This window comes from Limnospira sp. PMC 289.06 (genome assembly GCF_032350395.1).
GTDB lineage: Bacteria > Cyanobacteriota > Cyanobacteriia > Cyanobacteriales > Microcoleaceae > Limnospira > Limnospira platensis.
Map to the genome: position 1 here is coordinate 13,766 of NZ_JARPLC010000038.1, position 16,434 is coordinate 30,199.

Sequence of the window (16,434 nt, forward strand, 5' to 3'; positions counted from 1 at the left end):
CAAACCCCTCTCCCATACGGGAGAGGGGCTTTGAAAAGTAGCTCACCAATCCACCGAACCGCTATATTTGCTAACCTCCCCACAGGAAGATTGACGGGCTCGCCTTTTGAGGAGAGGATTAGTAAAAAGTTCCGGTTTTGCGATAGTGAACTGCTGTTACACCTTCATTATTTAACAGTTTGCCGTTTTGGACTTGAGCATAAATAACCCAGTGGTCGCCGCATTCCATGCGGTTTTTTACCTCACATTCTAAATAAGCCAAAGCATCATTTAAAATCAGACATCCGTTAGAGGCTTCTGTGGTTGATAAAGATGCAAATCTATCCTCACCGGGAGCAAACTTTTTCATAAAGTGTTTACGGAGTTGTTTACCTTCGTCCAAAATGTTTAAAACAAAGCGATCGCCTATATGGGTCATCGATTCCATAGCGCGATCGCGAGCCACAGCCACAGTCAATCCTGGGGGGGTAAAAGTAGCTTGAGATACCCACGAAGCCAACATCCCACTTACCACCTCTCCACGGCGACAGGAGACCACGCACAGGGAACCTACCAAACGACCTACAGCCTGAGCAGTTCGGTCAGCACTAGCAGACTGGGAAGTAGATTTTAAGGCGCGGCGTTTTTGGTCACGTCGCAACATTTGAGCGAAATCAATAGCAGTTTCTTCGCAGGTTTGTAGGGTGATATCTGTGGGTTTAAACTTGACCCTAATTGGTTCAAAGCCGAATTGATAGCCAGCATCTTTTAACTTATCCGCGATTAAATCTACCGCCTCTCCACTCCAACCAAAGGAACCAAAAACCCCGGCTAATTTATTAGTTGATGCGGTATTGAGGATAATTCCCAAAGCGGTTTGTATTTGTGTGGGAGCGTGACCACCGAGGGTAGGGGAACCGATAATAAATCCATCGGATTTTTCGACGGATGTTTGAATTTCGGTAGATTTAGCGTGTTCACAATTAATCAATTCTACCGCTACTCCCGACCTAGTTAATCCTCTGGCGATCGCATGAGCAATAGAGGCGGTATTCCCGTAAGCAGAAGCATATAGCAACGCCACATTCAAATCCTGAGATTTTTGTTTTTCGCTCCATTGTCGATATAAATTAGTTAATTCATTCATCCCATAGCGCACTAAGGGACCGTGACCCGTGGCATAAAAATCAATGGGTGATAACTCAGCAATTTTATCTAAGATTGACAGAATTTTTTTAGGTTGTGCCGCATGGAGACAGTCATAATAAAAACGGCGGTCTTCGCTGTAGACTGACCAGCCTTCATCAAATACTTGATCACCGCAAACATGGGCTCCAAAAAACTTATCTGTAAACAGGATTTGACTACAGGGGTCATAGGTCAATAAACCATCAGGCCATCGGGGAGTTGGTGCAGTGATTAATTGCAGTTCATGTCCGCGACCCAGGTCTAATTTTTCCTCACTTTTAACTGTTAAAATATTTAAGGTTAATTCTGGGAAAAATTCCCGCAGCGCCAAGGTAGCGGGGTTAGAACACACCCAAGTAATTTGGGGAGCCTTTTCTAACAAGGCTTTAATTGTCGCGCCTCGGTTAGCGTTAAAATGCCCTAAAATCACATATTTGAGGTTGTTAAAATCTAAGCGGTCTTCCAGGGATTTAAGATAGTTGGCGGTAAAAGATTCTCCGGGAGGGTCGATAATCGCCACTTGGTCAGCTTCGATTAGATAACTATTAGCTGTCGTCCCCCGTTGTAGGGAATATTCCACCTCAAACTTGAGTCTATCCCAAGTGCGCGATCGCAAAACCTTGGTATCATTACCAATTAAGAAAACTTGAACATCACGAGCTTTTGAATTATACATTTGTTAAAATGGATATAGTGAACATAGAAACCCAAAAAAGGCGGGTGATTTGGCAATATTTTTGATATCAATCAACCCGCCATCAAGGAATTTTTTAGTAGTGATTTCCGACCTTGCGATGATGAACGGCTGGTAAAGCATCAGGGTTACTAACGCGACCGCCATCAATAGTGGCATAAACAATCCAATGATCGGTTAATTCCATGCGACTAGCTACCCGACATTCCAGATAAGCCAGAGCATCATTTAAAATCGGACTGCCATTATTAGCGGCTTGAGTTTTCACGCCTTCAAAACGGTCAGCACCAGGGGGAAAACGCTTGAGAAAATGCTTCATCAAGGCTTGATAATTGTTCTCCTCCAAGACATTGAGAACAAAGGTATCACCGACCTGCATTAAGGCTTCGATCGCCCTATCTTTGGCAACTGCAATAGTTACTCCCAGAGGTTCAAAACTCGCCTGAGACACCCAGGAAGCCAACATAGCGCTACTCACTTCCCCTTTAGTAGCGGTGATAATATACAACCCGCCACTAATGCGACCCAAGGCTTTATCGACATCGCTATCTAGGGATTTCATCTGCTTAATAGCCTTATCCCGACTGAGTAACTGTCCCATATCGGTTCCGGCTTCATCACAGAGTTTATAGGTGTTTTCGGTGGGGGTTTCGGTAATCCGAATTGAGGGAAAAGCGGGTTTAAGTCCGGCGGCTTTAAACTTGACTTCCAGGGGGTAAACGGACAAATTATTATCGCTACCAGATTCGTACAAACCAAAGGTTTGCTTTTTGTTGGTAGATGCTAAAATGGTGCTGATGGCTTGTTCGGCAAGTTCTGCATCTTCACCAGACACCGGAGGCATTCCGATAACTAATCCGGTAGCCATACTAGCTAACTCGCGGATTTCCTGGTTATCAGCCGATCGCAGATCCATCATTTCGACAGCGACACCAGTTTTAGTAATCCCGTGGGCGATCGCTTGGGAAAGACGATCGCTATAACCGAAATCGGAATAGTAAAATACCGCCGCCGTGGTTTCGGCTTTGGACTGTTCCTGACTCCATTTTTGATAGCGATCGGTCAATTCCTTAACGTTATGGCGCAGCAGGGGGCCGTGTCCGGTGGCGATGGTGGTAATAGTTCCTAGTTGCTTCATACGCTTAATGGCGCTGAGAACAGACCGGGCGTTAGGAGCCATCAAACATTCGTAGTAGAATCGATAATCAGCCTCAATGTCGGCGAGGTTTGAGTCGTAGGTGAGATCGGAACAGTAGTGCATTCCGAAAGCGTCACAGGTAAAGAGAGTTTCGGTTTGGCGATCGTAGGTGAAAATGGTATCAGGCCAGTGTAGGTTAGGGGCGGAAACGAATTCCAGCACATGACCGTTACCGAGGTCTAATGTATCACCGTTTTTAACTTGTTGAGACTTAAAGGGCTGGTGAACTAGGTTTTCTAAAAATTGAATGGCAACTTTTGCGCCGACGACGGTAATTTGGGGGGCTAGTTGCAGAATATCAGCCACTAAACCGCTATGGTCGGGTTCTGTGTGGCTAATAATCAGATAATCAATGGCGGCGGGGTCGATTAATCCTTGGAGAGTGTCTAGGTATAGTTGCCGAAATTTGGCGTGGGATGTATCTACTAAGGCGGTTTTGTCGCCACGAATGATAAATGAGTTATAGGTTGTGCCGTTTTGCAGACCAAATTCGATATCAAAGCGATCGCGGTCCCAATCAAGCGATCGAATTGTGGTGGTGTCTGTAGTAACTTCTGCTACCTCAACGGTCAACCGACCTGCTTTAACCCGGTCAGTGAGGGCTACCATGTATGACCTCCCAAAATTTAGCTATCTAATAGTGTGCAAGTTTACAGATATTCTGACACGGATACCGAATCTGTGGGGGTTTGAAAAACCTATCAATGGGTTAAGACCCACAAAACCGAATAGGGAACTCTCTGGGCTTTTCTGATGATTGTTAGATTTGGAAAAGTGGCGATCGCACCTGAGATGATGGTATAGGTGAATATGCTCAAGAAATCTTAACGCCACTGGAATTAACGTAAGTGTCGCCAGTTGGGGATAAGTGAAATAATTATCACCCTATCACCAATGGGAAATCGCCCCAAGTCTGTGCTGATTAATATTATGCCAACCTGATGAATTGCGATTAACAATAAGATAATAATGCGATTACCCAATTGCTATAATCAAACTGTCCCCTAATCTTTGGTCGATACTATGCAGCTAACTTCTCCGATCTATCCACCTTTGGAAAATGGCGATCGCCTCAGCTATCGAGAATTTGAGCGACGTTACGCCGCCATGACTACAGATCAGAAAGCCGAATTAATTGAAGGAGTCGTATATATGGCATCACCCCTGCGGTTTACCACCCATGCGAAACCCCACGCGGATTTAATCGGGTTGCTATGGACTTATAAAATGGCAACCCCAGGGACAGAAATAGGTATTGAACCGACGGTTCGCCTCGACTCGGACAACGAATTTCAACCTGATGGAGTTTTGTTGATTCCGGGGGGAAGTTCTCAACTCACCTCATACGGCTACATTCAAGGCGCGCCGGAATTGGTGGTAGAAATTGCGGCTAGTAGTGCGGCGATCGATTTAGGGGATAAAAAACGGGTTTATCGGCGCAATGGGGTACAAGAATATCTAGTTTGGCAAATCTTCGACCAAAAACTAGATTGGTTTTATTTAGAGGAGGGAGTTTATCAGTCTCTTTCTCCCAATGATGAGGGGATTTTGTGCAGTCGGGTGTTTCCGGGTTTATGGTTGAACGCAACGCAACTATTACAAAATAATCTCGCGGCGGTTTTGGCCACCCTACAAACCGGACTGTCATCCCCAGAACATCAAGCCTTTATTCAACCGGATTAAAACAGAGGTTAGAAATGAATATCTCGTTAAGTGCAGAAATTGAGCTTTCTGGAAAGTCTGGTAGAAAGCGGTAAGTATCCTTCCGCTGAAGATGCGATCGCCACAGGTATTAGGCTGTTAAATGATAAGCCTCTGATGGCATCTACAAAAATTAAATACTCATCAACAGTTTAGCCATTGTTTTAGCCATCGGCATTTGTGTCAATTCCTCAATCCAATACCATTGACCGTTAGGGTTGCATTCTAAAAAGTAGTATTCCCCTTCAGGAGTAAGAATCATATCGAAAGTTGAGAATACCAAAGAATAATGACGGTTAAAAGCCAAAAGTTTCTGCGCTATCTCAACGGGTAAATCGTAAACAGTGTGTTTAATCTGGTAACTATCTATTGCCCGCCAGTCAGACTTGGTTTTTTCAATTTCCTGAGAATGAATTGCGGCGGTAAAAACTTCTTCTCCGATAATTGTCACCCTTAACTCTATGGATTTATCGATGTATTGTTGTAAAAAAGTGGGAGCAAAACTTATGGTTTTCGCAAATTGAAGAAACTGCTCCTTATCGATACGTTTAGCAAAGCAGTGCCATGCCTCAGTTTGATTCACCACAAAACCGGAAAAATGAAATGTTTTTACCAGTAAATCCCATTGACAATTCTCCCCAAATTCTCTGGCAACTTCGGGATTGTTAGTAATTAAAGTTTTGGGAACTTTTAATCCTAATTTTAGTGCCAGTTCCAAGTTAGGTAGTTTTTGGCTGGAGTGTCTTAAATTCCAAAACGGATTAACCCATGTTTTGTGGGAGTACAGGTTATAAAATGAGCGTAAAAAATAGCTATACTCCTCTTTGACAAAAACCTGTGCGTGTTCTTCGGTAATGTTTGAGTCTGGCTCAACTTGTTCTGGTTTTCGATACCAAATAGTATCAAAACTGTCTGATGTTACTGTTTTGTCAGAGTCTTTAAAGTGGAATTTGAGATGCCAAGGTTCTGCTAAGTCTAATTTTCCCAAAGTAAAGTCTGAATTACAACCCATATCTTGGGTATTCATGCGGACAATATCGCCACCTAGTTTTCTGAGTTCAATGGTGACAAAATCTGCGTGAACATCGCATTTATCCGTAATTACTAAGATGGGCTTAATCATATTGATGAGGATTAACTATTCTTTAATAAACTTTATATTGAGGACTTTATCAGTAATTTTCATTCATCAGCCACATTATCGTCGTCTTTGTCTCCATGCCATATTATCAAGCCACTATTAGTTGACTTTTTGATACTCGTGCTATTTAGAACACCTGAAATACTAGCTAACTGAGTTTCCTCGTTAATTTGGAATCTAGCATTATAGCAAAGGTTTTCTTGCCCATATTCTTCAGAAATGCTAGTAAAAGCAGGTTCTACTGCAAAAAGCATAGCAAAAGGCATTTGGTGGGAACAATTTTTTTGAGTCCCTAATGTTTTAACCATTGGATTTGCAATTCCTCTAACCAAATAAACTTATCCCAGAACTTGATTGAAGACAGGTTTAAATAGATAGGCGGCTATAAATTGGTAGCCACCTATTTATATGGGTTATATAATCAACAATTTATTGACTTTCATCACTCATATTCATCACCCATAGTATCCTCATCTGAATCCTCAAAAAACCCAGTACCAGTTGAGCGTTTCAGACTTGTACTTGTTTGTCCACCTACAATCAGATTCAATTGAGTTTCGTTGTTAATTTGAAGCACGGGGTTATAGCATAGTTCCTGTTCGAGTGACTCTTTAGGAATGCTGGTAAAAGCAGGCTCTACCGCAAAAAGCATTGCAAACGGTAACTTGTCAGAAGTCTTTTCCTGAACCCCTAATGTCTTGACCATTGGTATTTTCCTGGGCGCTAAAATTAAATTTTCTGTATTAACACTATTTTATGATGCTAATTCCTATCTGACAACCCCTAAAAATAGGATTTTGTAGGAACCTTTTAAACCATGTAGTACCTGATTTTATGGGAAAACATAGGATTTTATCCCCCCAAATAGGAAAAAGTATGATAATATAGGATAAAATCCACAATCAAACCATATCTCACGTCTATGGATATTGAAGAAGCTTTAAAGTGGACTGACGATCGCCTGTTCGCGAAAACCGGAAAACATCTGGATTCTCTACAAAAGGCTATTTTAGAGGGGGTTTGGCAACGGGAAACTTACGAACAAATAGGAGATAATGAACATTGCAGCAAACATCATATCAGAAAAGAGGCTTGGAAATTATGGCAACTTCTGTCGGATGTTTTCGAGGAAGATGTTAGAAAAGCTAATATTAGGTCGATTTTAGAAAACGGGAGATATTCGCACATTGAAAATCTGCATATTGGTAATGGCGACATCAATGTTTGTCGCGAAAATCCACCCTATGCAAAAACCGCAAAAAAACGTTCCACTAACAACGCAGATAAGGTTCAAACAGAAAAACGCCACGATTTAACGGAAGTTCCCAAAAGCGATCGCCTCTACAACCGCACCCAGGAACTCAACACCCTTAAACAATGGATACTCGAAGATAAAATCCCCATCGTCAGCGTTATCGGTTTATCGGGTGTTGGCAAAACTGCCCTAGTAGTGGAACTGGTGAGACAAATTCAAGATAACTTCGATCGCCTCTTATGGCGCAACTGTACCAACGCCCCCACCTTAAAATCGCTCAAAACTCATTTAATCGAATTTCTCTCACCACCAACAGAAACCAAATCCCCATCTTTAATCGACTGTTTGCGATCGCATCGTTGCCTGATTATCCTCGATGACTTTCAAGAACTATTTACCAGTGGAGAATTAGCCGGAACTTACCAAACAGACTGCCAAGATTACAGCAAATTTATCAAAGAAATAGCCACCACGCATCACCACAGTTGCCTGCTGATTATTAGTTGGGAAAAACCTATAGAATTGGCGACATTAGAAGGTCGAAAAAGTTTATGCCACACATTACCAATTGATGGTTTAGGCGAATCAGCTAAATAAATCTTAACCGAAATGGAATTAACCGATCCAGATAGATGGTTAGAATTAATCCAACTTTATAGCGGCAATCCTTTATGGCTAAAGATAGCAGCTAATACGATTCAAGAACTATTTGACGGCAGCGTGGCTGACTTCTTATCGCGTGAGAGTCCGTTTTTGGGAGATTTAGAAATTCTATTGCAGGCACATTATCAACGCTTGTCGCTCATAGAAAAACAAGCAATTGTTTGGTTAGGCAGCCAAGACATACCCGTGGAACTTTCCGCATATACGACAGATTTACCTCTCTCCGAGTATGACTTATTAAAAGCTGTTCAATCTTTATTAAAACGCGGTTTACTTGAAAAAGTGAAGGAAAAAGGGCGATCGCGCTTCACCCTTGCACCAGTGATTAAAGAATATGTTAACAATCAATTTTAGAGCGGAATGAGTCAAATGATTATTGCTCCGTCTCCCCCACCGCGCCCTCCTCCTGACGGACTGCGAACATCCCACCCCAGAACTCATCAGCTTCTGTGAAAAACTCACCGGGGTCATCGCGATCGCATTCCTCTCTGATGATTGTTAGATTTGGGAAAAACTGCGGCTCAATTCCCACCAGAGAAGGTCGCCAAAGTGGCGATCGCACCTGAGATGATTGTATAGGTGAATATGCTCAAGAAATCTTAACGCCACTGGAATTAACGTAAGTGTCGCCAGTTGGGGATAAGTGAAATAATTATCACCCTATCACCAATGGGAAATCGCCCCAAGTCTGTGCTGATTAATATTATGCCAACCTGATGAATTGCGATTAACAATAAGATAATAATGCGATTACCCAATTGCTATAATCAAACTGTCCCCTAATCTTTGGTCGATACTATGCAGCTAACTTCTCCGATCTATCCACCTTTGGAAAATGGCGATCGCCTCAGCTATCGAGAATTTGAGCGACGTTACGCCGCCATGACTACAGATCAGAAAGCCGAATTAATTGAAGGAGTCGTATATATGGCATCACCCCTGCGGTTTACCACCCATGCGAAACCCCACGCGGATTTAATCGGGTTGCTATGGACTTATAAAATGGCAACCCCAGGGACAGAAATAGGTATTGAACCGACGGTTCGCCTCGACTCGGACAACGAATTTCAACCTGATGGAGTTTTGTTGATTCCGGGGGGAAGTTCTCAACTCACCTCATACGGCTACATTCAAGGCGCGCCGGAATTGGTGGTAGAAATTGCGGCTAGTAGTGCGGCGATCGATTTAGGGGATAAAAAACGGGTTTATCGGCGCAATGGGGTACAAGAATATCTAGTTTGGCAAATCTTCGACCAAAAACTAGATTGGTTTTATTTAGAGGAGGGAGTTTATCAGTCTCTTTCTCCCAATGATGAGGGGATTTTGTGCAGTCGGGTGTTTCCGGGTTTATGGTTGAACGCAACGCAACTATTACAAAATAATCTCGCGGCGGTTTTGGCCACCCTACAAACCGGACTGTCATCCCCAGAACATCAAGCCTTTATTCAACCGGATTAAAACAGAGGTTAGAAATGAATATCTCGTTAAGTGCAGAAATTGAGCTTTCTGGAAAGTCTGGTAGAAAGCGGTAAGTATCCTTCCGCTGAAGATGCGATCGCCACAGGTATTAGGCTTTTAGCAGACCGAGAACGCATTTATCAAGGGCGGTTTGAGGAATGCAACGGGACATTATGGTTGGTGTTCCTAACTGAAATGCACCCATTATGACACCCCCACCTCGCGCCCCGAGGTGGGGAGAGCTTCCTGTTATAAAACTTTACAAAATTGGCTCAAAAAGTCTTGACATCCTGAATTTCCCAAGGCTAGACTAAATCGGAAACTTAAATCTTGACATCCTACTAAATCTCAAGAGGCTGAACTCAATCTGGTGCTGGCAACATAACTAAATTTTTAGTACGGTTTTCGTCCATTGTTTATGGCGGTTTTCGTACTGTTTTAGTTTCGTATATTTTTCCTTCGGCAACTGTCCATCCATGTTTGTACGGTTGTTGATTTTTGAGTATCGAGTTATCTAGCGTTTTCGTAAATTACGGAAGCTCTACCTTTTCCCCTTTAATGGGGTTGAGGGAATTTCTTATGTTCCATAGCTCCAGAAACTGGTATAGCGTTTGACGCAATCATGATGTGAAGTCCTCATCACCCTAAGCCCCTCTCGCCAAGATCGCAATGGGTTTCGGATTGTGCTTCATAGATGTAAAAACTGCTTGTTCAAGCCTTTTTGATCAATTGACTATAAAAACTTCAAAAATTTCTAGATGGAAATACTAGGACTCTCAGAATTACGAAACCGCACCCAAGGTTCTCCAGAAATCACCATCGCCGTCATGGATGGCCCCGTCGATCGCACCCACCCCTGTTTCCAAGGTGCTAACCTCACCACCCTGCCCACCCTCGTCCCCCATGCTGCCCGCAGCGACGGCAGTATGTCCGGCCATGGCACTCACGTCACCAGCATCATTTTCGGGCAACCCGACAGCGACATTCCTGGCATTGCGCCCCAATGTCGGGGTTTGATTGTCCCTGTGTTTCCTGACGATCGCTGTAGTGCCAGCCAACTTGACCTCGCCAGAGGCATTGAGCAAGCCGCCAACGCCGGAGCGCACATCATCAACCTCAGTGGCGGTCAGTTAAGCGACTTTGGGGAAGCTGAGGGCTGGCTGGAAAACGCCGTCCGCCTCTGCCAGGAGCGGAACATTCTGCTCGTAGCGGCGGCGGGTAACGACGGGTGCCAGTGCCTGCACGTCCCCGCCGCCCTCCCCGCCGTCCTAGCCGTGGGTGCGATGGATGCTCGCGGGCAACCCTTGGACTTCAGTAATTGGGGGTCTAAGTACCAAACCCAGGGCATCCTTGCTCCGGGCGAGCAAATCTTGGGGGCCAAACCCGGCGGCGGGACGGAACGGCTCAACGGCACCAGCTTCGCCACCCCTATTGTTTCCGGGGTTGCTGCCCTGTTGTTGAGCCTGCAAGTCGAGCGCGGCGAAACCCCTGACCCCGCCCGGGTGCGTCAAATCCTGTTGCAGAGCGCCCTGCCCTGCGATGCCGCCCTGCCTGCCGATGCCCAGCGATGTCTGGCAGGCCGAATCAATATCGCTGGAGCTTTAACCTTACTCACTGGAGGAAATATGTCTGAAGCACAAGAAGCCGTCACCCCCGCAGGTGTAGAACCATCGAGCGGTTGCGGCTGCGGCGGGGGTTTGTCTGTCCCCGATGCCACCCCGGCTCAGGAGGAGCCACAAGCTGCGGTCACTCCCAGCAACACTGTCCAATCATTCACCCCTACTCAATCTACCCCTATGACCTCTAGCAACGCCGTCACTCCCAGCCAAGCCCCCAGCGAACTTGCATCCAGCCAACTGGTTTATGCCTTGGGTACCTTGGGCTATGACTTCGGTTCCGAAGCCCGCCGCGACACCTTTAAGCAACTGATGCCACCCTTTGAAATCAGCGAGGGCGTGTCGGTGCCAGCTAACCCCTATGATGCCCGTCAGATGGTGGACTACCTGGCCAGCGATATTTCTGAGGCTCGGTCTTTGATTTGGACGCTCAATATTGAGTTGACTCCGGTCTATGCCATTGAACCTAAAGGCCCCTTCGCCCGTGAAGCCTATCTGGCTCTGCAAGAACTCCTGGCGGGTCAAATTCAGCCGGAACATGACGACGACTACATTGAGCGGGTGAGTATTCCGGGCATCTTGACCGGGCGCACCGTGAAGCTATTCTCTGGGCAAGTTGTGCCGGTCATCGAACCCCAAAGCACTCGCGGACTCTACGGTTGGAAGGTTAACAGTCTCGTCAATGCCGCCTTTGAGACGGTACAGGCAGCCGAAGGTGAAGCCGATCGCGATGCCATGAGCCGCACCCTAGGCAGTTTCCTCAACCGGGTCTATTACGACTTACGAAACCTGGGCACAACGTCTCAAGACCGCGCCCTCAACTTCTCCGTCACCAATGCCTTCCAAGCCGCTTCCACATTCAGTCAAGCCGTCGCCCAAGGGATGGAACTGGACAGTATCACCGTGGAGAAAAGCCCGTTCTGCCGGATGGATAGCGACTGCTGGGATGTGAAACTGAAGTTCTTCGACCCCGAAAACAGCCGCCGCGCCAAGAAAATCTTCCGCTTCACCATCGATGTCAGCGATTTGATTCCGGTGACGTTGGGCGAAGTGAAGAGTTGGTCTTCGCCGTATTAATCCTCAAGGTTTGAGGCGGAGGAAAAGTCAACTTTTTAGCTGCCTCTCCTCTTTTTTCCGTTCCTAGTTCTTAATATACCCATCAAAAAACAATGACATTTCCTAAACAATCCGCCCCGGTTAAACGACCTCATTTCACCCAACCCGCCTTAGCGGTGGATTTGGAGGATGGGGAGATCGAGGATTTGGTGCATATTCGGATGGATCTGCTTCACGGTGCGAACTATAACGACCCGGCGGTATTTGTCCCGCGCAGCTACAACCAAGTGATGCACTCTGGCTTTGCCTCAATGGGTCGTTTTTTCTAACCCCAGAACATTGCCAATTTTTACTGTTCTTATTGAAATAAGGAGACGATGATGGCGAAAAAAAACACCCCAAAAAATCCAGATGATCTACCGGAAACTGCTCCGGCAGCTAACCCGGCAACACCACCCGCGCCAGCGCAAAAATCCTATGTTCCCACAGCGATGACGGGGCTTCAGGATTATTCCTACTGGTGGGAGTATGCCCGTAAACACGCCAATAAACCCAAACCTAACAGTAAAACCTTTCGCCGAGGGCGGATTTGGGCCTGAGTCTTGGCTGCGAATTGATCCCTTGAGCCTTGAGGCGATCAGGGCATTGTGAGGTGAGAGGGGGGAGCAAGGGGACTGACGCCTAGGGTTAAGTTTACCCCATCGCCTCGTTACCCTTTTCTCGGCTCCCCTACCCTCCGAGTTGCTGCTTCAGATTACGAATAGCTGCACTGGTATTCCTCTGATAGGCAATTTCTAAACATTGAGCAACGAGATCGGCTGGGTTTACCGCCGGGAAATATTGGCTTTGGGATGTGATGCCGTATTCATTGCCCTGAAGTTGGTAAATCATCAGTTGCTGGTTTTGAAATAGCCATACTTCTGGCACTTGATAGGGCAGATAATCCTGCACGTCTGAGTAGCTAGTGATGTCAATTTCTAACACCAAATCTGGCGGGGGTCATTGCGCCAATCAATCCGTTCCTTACCGGAAACCGCTTGCCAATGGTCAATGTAGAAACAATAATCTGGTTCAATCCCGCTTTCTTCTGGCAGTTGCATGGTTACGGGTGTAAAAGCATCGTATTCTCGCCCGTGATTATCCAACAAGGTTGTAATGATGGCAGCAATCAAATGAGCATCACGACCATGCTTAGGTAAAGGCGACATCAACTTTTGCGAATCCAGAACGATATTTAAGCCGGGGAATGGAACCCTCTCCGCGCTGTTCGCACAATGCTTGATATTCCTGCCAGGTGGCAGGCGATCGCATCACTGTTCCGGGCGAAAGATAAAGTTTTTGGGGTGAAACGACGGTCAACATTTCTTCACCGTATCTGGGTTTTTGCCTGATCAGTATTGTACTAACCCTTATCTTCCTCTACCCTATGTCCTTCCAAATCAAACCCCACTACCACATCGAAATCATCCCCCCCAAACAGGTCTATCTCCTGGGGGAACAAGAAAACCACGCCCTCACCGGGGGACTCTACTGCCAAATTCTTCCCTTTCTCGACGGCAACCACTCTCGCGAACAAATTGCCGACAAGCTCAACGGTGAAGTCCCCCTTGACCATATTGATTTCGTTCTCAATCGCCTGAGCGAAAAAGGCTACCTCATTGAGTCTGCACCAGAATTGACTCCCGAAGTGGCTGCTTTTTGGAGTGAGTTAGGTATTGCCCCCGCAGTAGCCGCCCAAGCCCTCAAACAACCCGTCACCCTCAAAACCGTCGGCAACCGCATCAGTGAGGGTATGGTTGACATTCTAGGTACGGCTCTGCGTGATTTAGGCATTCCCCTCCAACCCACCGAAGCCGCCCTCACCATCGTCCTCACCGACGACTACCTTAACCCCGACTTAGCGACAATCAACCGTCATCAGGTCGAAACCGGCCAACCCTGGATTTTAGTCAAACCCCTAGGCAGTGTCCTCTGGCTGGGCCCAGTCTTCAAACCGGGGGAAACGGGCTGCTGGCACTGCCTCGCCCAGCGTTTGGAAGGCAACCGGGAAGTTGAAGCTTCGGTACAGCGGGAGAAATACGCTGCTGGCCAAACCAACGGCAACATCCCTCACACCGTCAATAGTTACCTCCCCACAGCCCGCGCCGCCTTGCCTTCGACCTTGCAGACGGCCCTTCAGTTTGCGGCGACGGAAATCGCCAAATCCCTCGTGATTGCCCAGTCCTCTACGCCTTCCCCCACCCTGGAGGGCAAATTAATCACCTTCAACCAGCGCACCCTGGACTTCAAAACCCACAGCCTCATCCGCCGCCCCCAATGCCCCACCTGTGGCGACCCGGAAATCCTCCAGCGTCGGGGGTTTGAGCCGGTGATTCTGGAATCTCGCCAGAAACATTTCACCCGCGACGGCGGCCACCGCGCCCTCACTCCCGCCCAAACGGTACAGCAACATGAGCATTTAATCAGCCCGATTACGGGGGTGGTGACGGAATTGGTGCGCGTCACTGACCCGGCTAACCCTCTGGTGCATACCTACCGGGCGGGCCATGCCTTTGGGGGGGCAACTTCCCTGCGGGGACTCCGTAGCACGTTGAAACATAAGAGTTCGGGCAAGGGCAAAACCGACAGCCAATCCCGCGCTAGTGGTTTCTGTGAGGCGGTGGAGCGCTATTCGGGAATTTACCAGGGGGATGAACCGCGCAAACGGGCGACCTTTGCGGAGTTGGGGGAGTTGGCGATTAATCCTGAAGATTGTCTCTGTATTAGTGACAGCCAATTTGCCCGCCGTGAGGAGATTAATCAAAATCGCCAAGCTGCCCACGACTGGATTCCCCAACGGTTTGACCCTGACCAAAGCATTGACTGGACTCCGGTTTGGTCGTTAACAGAACAACGTCACAAATACTTACCCACGGCTTTTTGTTACTACAACTATCCGATGCCGAAAAATCAACGCTTTTGCAAGGCTGACTCCAATGGCAACGCGGCGGGGAACACCCTAGAGGAGGCGATTTTACAAGGGTTTCTGGAATTGGTGGAACGGGATAGCGTGGCTTTGTGGTGGTATAACCGCTTGCGTCGTCCGGCTGTGGATTTGAGCAGTTTTGATGAGCCTTACTTTTTGGAATTGCAGCAGTTTTATGGGGAGAATGACCGGGAATTGTGGGTGTTGGATTTGACGGCAGATTTGGGGATTTCTGCTTTTGCTGGGGTGTCGCGGCGGATGGTGGGCGAGTCGGAACGGTTGATTCTTGGTTTTGGGGCGCACCTCGACCCGACTATTGCGATTCTCCGCGCCCTGACGGAGGTGAATCAGTTGGGGTTGGAACTGGATAAGGTGCCCGATGACCAACTGGATGGGGATGCGAAACTCTGGCTCTTGGAAGCGACTTTGGAGAATCAGCCTTATTTGGCTCCTGACCCGACGCAACCTTTGAAAACGATGCAGGACTATCCGAAACGTTGGGGGAATGATATCCGCGAGGATGTGCGGACTTGTGTGGAGATTGTGGGAGGGGCTGGGTTGGAAACGTTGGTACTGGATCAAACTCGCCCGGATATTGGTTTGAATGTGGTCAAGGTGATTGTGCCGGGAATGCGTCATTTTTGGTCGCGGTTTGGGCCGGGTCGTCTCTATGATGTGCCGGTTCGGTTGGGTTGGCGGGAGACTCCGACACCGGAAGGGGAGATGAACCCGATGGCGATGCCGTTTTAGCTCTAAATAGGGGAGGCTATTTGAAATATTTGTTTGGCTCATTTTGGCGGTTTTAAACAGGGAAAATGGATTAAACAGTTGTTGTTGATAATCCTTTAATGGCTTGCAATGTCGTGTGATATTGCACTATTTTCTCAAGCGTTGGAAGTTGATAAAAAACGGAAAAATGAAAGTTGAAAAATATCAAAAAACCTGTTGACAAGGCAAGTGAATGTGTTAATATCTTGAGCAACAAAGTTAATGCTAATTCACCCGATAATACCCTCACTCTAAATCCTTATCCCAAGTGAGGGAGAGGGACTTTAAACCCCTCACCCTAAATCCCTCTCCCAAGTGAGGGAGAGGGACTTTGAGAACCGAGTAGGTTATTGAGCAGGCTGTAAAAGTTAAGACAAAGTTTGGACTGATTGTCAGTCCAAATCCAACAGAATTTTCAGAGTTTTCGTGCTGCCTAGCCTACCGCTACAGCCCATAGCAGCACCCACAGGCTTCTTGACCATAAGAAGGGATTGACCGCCCTAAGCGGTCAAACTGTCAACCTAACAAAGAGTGGAAAACTCCAATGGATAAGAAAAACATCACCCCCAACCCCCAACAGCCCGTTGACCGCGTTCCTTCGGGTCAACTGCCTAGCGCTTTGGCTGAATTGAGTGAAGAGGCGATCGGCTCCCTTGAGGCCCTTCCCGCCGGGCGAGGCGGCTTGCCGCCGTGTGTGTGTTCTTATGATGGTGACGACGAGTAGTCGCCATCGAATTCTACCACAGGCCCAA

17 protein-coding genes and 2 pseudogenes (1 of these 19 running past the window's edge) are annotated in these 16,434 nt (G+C 47.0%); 12 read left to right on the forward strand and 7 right to left on the reverse strand.

Going from position 1 to position 16,434, the window contains the following annotated elements:
• Positions 1-118: 118 nt before the first annotated feature.
• Positions 119-1,843: a diflavin flavoprotein gene (locus P5674_RS10375; RefSeq protein ID WP_014276999.1), complete on the reverse strand. Its 1,725-nt coding sequence runs from the start codon at positions 1,841-1,843 to the stop codon at positions 119-121.
• 94 nt (positions 1,844-1,937) lie between these two features.
• Complete coding sequence (locus P5674_RS10380; RefSeq protein ID WP_006616399.1) at positions 1,938-3,668, reverse strand: diflavin flavoprotein; 1,731 nt, start codon at positions 3,666-3,668, stop codon at positions 1,938-1,940.
• A 414-nt stretch (positions 3,669-4,082) separates the two neighbouring features.
• Here P5674_RS10380 and P5674_RS10385 point away from each other — a divergent pair, with 414 nt between their 5' ends.
• Positions 4,083-4,742 (forward strand): Uma2 family endonuclease, encoded by a 660-nt coding sequence (locus tag P5674_RS10385; protein WP_014276992.1) that lies wholly within the window; start codon positions 4,083-4,085, stop codon positions 4,740-4,742.
• Positions 4,743-4,772: 30 nt separating this feature from the next.
• A complete protein-coding gene (locus P5674_RS10390; RefSeq protein ID WP_231852013.1) occupies positions 4,773-4,916 on the forward strand; it encodes a ribbon-helix-helix domain-containing protein in 144 nt (47 codons plus the stop codon).
• On the opposite strand, the gene P5674_RS10395 is transcribed toward P5674_RS10390, so the two are convergent.
• The 3 genes from P5674_RS10395 to P5674_RS10405 form a co-directional block, all read right to left on the reverse strand.
• Positions 4,894-5,883: an MvdC/MvdD family ATP grasp protein gene (locus P5674_RS10395; RefSeq protein ID WP_006616446.1), complete on the reverse strand. Its 990-nt coding sequence runs from the start codon at positions 5,881-5,883 to the stop codon at positions 4,894-4,896. The two genes, P5674_RS10390 and P5674_RS10395, sit on opposite strands and share 23 nt — an antisense overlap.
• A 59-nt stretch (positions 5,884-5,942) precedes the next feature.
• Positions 5,943-6,209, reverse strand: coding sequence for a hypothetical protein (locus P5674_RS10400; RefSeq protein ID WP_006616445.1), 267 nt, complete (start codon positions 6,207-6,209; stop codon positions 5,943-5,945).
• 134 nt (positions 6,210-6,343) lie between these two features.
• Positions 6,344-6,607: a hypothetical protein gene (locus tag P5674_RS10405; RefSeq protein ID WP_006616444.1), complete on the reverse strand. Its 264-nt coding sequence runs from the start codon at positions 6,605-6,607 to the stop codon at positions 6,344-6,346.
• A 216-nt stretch (positions 6,608-6,823) separates the two neighbouring features.
• Here P5674_RS10405 and P5674_RS10410 point away from each other — a divergent pair, with 216 nt between their 5' ends.
• A complete protein-coding gene (locus P5674_RS10410) occupies positions 6,824-7,753 on the forward strand; it encodes an NB-ARC domain-containing protein (protein ID WP_014276995.1) in 930 nt (309 codons plus the stop codon).
• 12 nt (positions 7,754-7,765) lie between these two features.
• Positions 7,766-8,173 (forward strand): hypothetical protein, encoded by a 408-nt coding sequence (locus P5674_RS10415; protein WP_014276994.1) that lies wholly within the window; start codon positions 7,766-7,768, stop codon positions 8,171-8,173.
• Positions 8,174-8,192: 19 nt separating this feature from the next.
• Here P5674_RS10415 and P5674_RS10420 read toward each other — a convergent pair whose 3' ends face one another.
• Positions 8,193-8,381 (reverse strand): hypothetical protein, encoded by a 189-nt coding sequence (locus tag P5674_RS10420; protein WP_014276993.1) that lies wholly within the window; start codon positions 8,379-8,381, stop codon positions 8,193-8,195.
• A gap of 236 nt (positions 8,382-8,617) precedes the next feature.
• Between P5674_RS10420 and P5674_RS10425 the strand changes: the two genes are divergently transcribed.
• The 5 genes from P5674_RS10425 to P5674_RS10445 all read left to right on the forward strand — a co-directional run bounded on the left by P5674_RS10425 (position 8,618) and on the right by P5674_RS10445 (position 12,548).
• Entirely contained in the window at positions 8,618-9,277 is a 660-nt protein-coding gene (locus P5674_RS10425; protein WP_014276992.1) for a Uma2 family endonuclease, read from the forward strand.
• Between the two features lie 30 nt (positions 9,278-9,307).
• Positions 9,308-9,487 (forward strand): ribbon-helix-helix domain-containing protein, encoded by a 180-nt coding sequence (locus P5674_RS10430; RefSeq protein WP_006616081.1) that lies wholly within the window; start codon positions 9,308-9,310, stop codon positions 9,485-9,487.
• Positions 9,488-10,035: 548 nt separating this feature from the next.
• Positions 10,036-11,970, forward strand: coding sequence for a S8 family peptidase (locus tag P5674_RS10435; protein ID WP_014276990.1), 1,935 nt, complete (start codon positions 10,036-10,038; stop codon positions 11,968-11,970).
• Positions 11,971-12,062: 92 nt separating this feature from the next.
• On the forward strand, positions 12,063-12,278 hold the full coding sequence (locus P5674_RS10440; protein WP_006616603.1) for a cyanobactin biosynthesis system PatB/AcyB/McaB family protein: 216 nt from the start codon (positions 12,063-12,065) through the stop codon (positions 12,276-12,278).
• 48 nt (positions 12,279-12,326) lie between these two features.
• Positions 12,327-12,548 (forward strand): cyanobactin biosynthesis PatC/TenC/TruC family protein, encoded by a 222-nt coding sequence (locus P5674_RS10445; RefSeq protein ID WP_014276989.1) that lies wholly within the window; start codon positions 12,327-12,329, stop codon positions 12,546-12,548.
• Positions 12,549-12,678: 130 nt separating this feature from the next.
• On the opposite strand, the pseudogene P5674_RS10450 reads toward P5674_RS10445, so the two are convergent.
• Positions 12,679-13,311, reverse strand: a pseudogene (locus P5674_RS10450) (Uma2 family endonuclease).
• 64 nt (positions 13,312-13,375) lie between these two features.
• Between P5674_RS10450 and P5674_RS10455 the strand changes: the two are divergent.
• The 3 genes and pseudogenes from P5674_RS10455 to P5674_RS10465 all read left to right on the forward strand — a co-directional run.
• A complete protein-coding gene (locus P5674_RS10455; protein WP_014276985.1) occupies positions 13,376-15,664 on the forward strand; it encodes a TOMM precursor leader peptide-binding protein in 2,289 nt (762 codons plus the stop codon).
• Between the two features lie 562 nt (positions 15,665-16,226).
• The gene (locus P5674_RS10460) at positions 16,227-16,406 is read left to right on the forward strand and encodes a DUF5837 family cyanobactin class RiPP (RefSeq protein WP_014276984.1); all 180 of its coding nucleotides are present in this window, start codon (positions 16,227-16,229) and stop codon (positions 16,404-16,406) included.
• Positions 16,407-16,430: 24 nt separating this feature from the next.
• A pseudogene (locus P5674_RS10465) lies at positions 16,431-16,434 on the forward strand (DUF5837 family cyanobactin class RiPP) (its annotated part continues 152 nt past the right edge of the window); the annotation flags it as partial.

Excerpts from the sequence above, each read along its gene's own strand:
- P5674_RS10400 (WP_006616445.1), bottom strand. The coding sequence starts at position 6,209 with ATGGTTAAAACATTAGGGACTCAAAAAAATTGTTCCCACCAAATGCCT.
- P5674_RS10435 (WP_014276990.1), top strand. The coding sequence starts at position 10,036 with ATGGAAATACTAGGACTCTCAGAATTACGAAACCGCACCCAAGGTTCT.
- P5674_RS10455 (WP_014276985.1), top strand. The coding sequence starts at position 13,376 with ATGTCCTTCCAAATCAAACCCCACTACCACATCGAAATCATCCCCCCC.
- P5674_RS10440 (WP_006616603.1), top strand. The coding sequence starts at position 12,063 with ATGACATTTCCTAAACAATCCGCCCCGGTTAAACGACCTCATTTCACC.
- P5674_RS10405 (WP_006616444.1), bottom strand. The coding sequence starts at position 6,607 with ATGGTCAAGACATTAGGGGTTCAGGAAAAGACTTCTGACAAGTTACCG.
- P5674_RS10460 (WP_014276984.1), top strand. The coding sequence starts at position 16,227 with ATGGATAAGAAAAACATCACCCCCAACCCCCAACAGCCCGTTGACCGC.
- P5674_RS10380 (WP_006616399.1), bottom strand. The coding sequence starts at position 3,668 with ATGGTAGCCCTCACTGACCGGGTTAAAGCAGGTCGGTTGACCGTTGAG.
- P5674_RS10445 (WP_014276989.1), top strand. The coding sequence starts at position 12,327 with ATGATGGCGAAAAAAAACACCCCAAAAAATCCAGATGATCTACCGGAA.
- P5674_RS10375 (WP_014276999.1), bottom strand. The coding sequence starts at position 1,843 with ATGTATAATTCAAAAGCTCGTGATGTTCAAGTTTTCTTAATTGGTAAT.
- P5674_RS10385 (WP_014276992.1), top strand. The coding sequence starts at position 4,083 with ATGCAGCTAACTTCTCCGATCTATCCACCTTTGGAAAATGGCGATCGC.
- P5674_RS10425 (WP_014276992.1), top strand. The coding sequence starts at position 8,618 with ATGCAGCTAACTTCTCCGATCTATCCACCTTTGGAAAATGGCGATCGC.
- P5674_RS10415 (WP_014276994.1), top strand. The coding sequence starts at position 7,766 with ATGGAATTAACCGATCCAGATAGATGGTTAGAATTAATCCAACTTTAT.
- P5674_RS10395 (WP_006616446.1), bottom strand. The coding sequence starts at position 5,883 with ATGATTAAGCCCATCTTAGTAATTACGGATAAATGCGATGTTCACGCA.
- P5674_RS10410 (WP_014276995.1), top strand. The coding sequence starts at position 6,824 with ATGGATATTGAAGAAGCTTTAAAGTGGACTGACGATCGCCTGTTCGCG.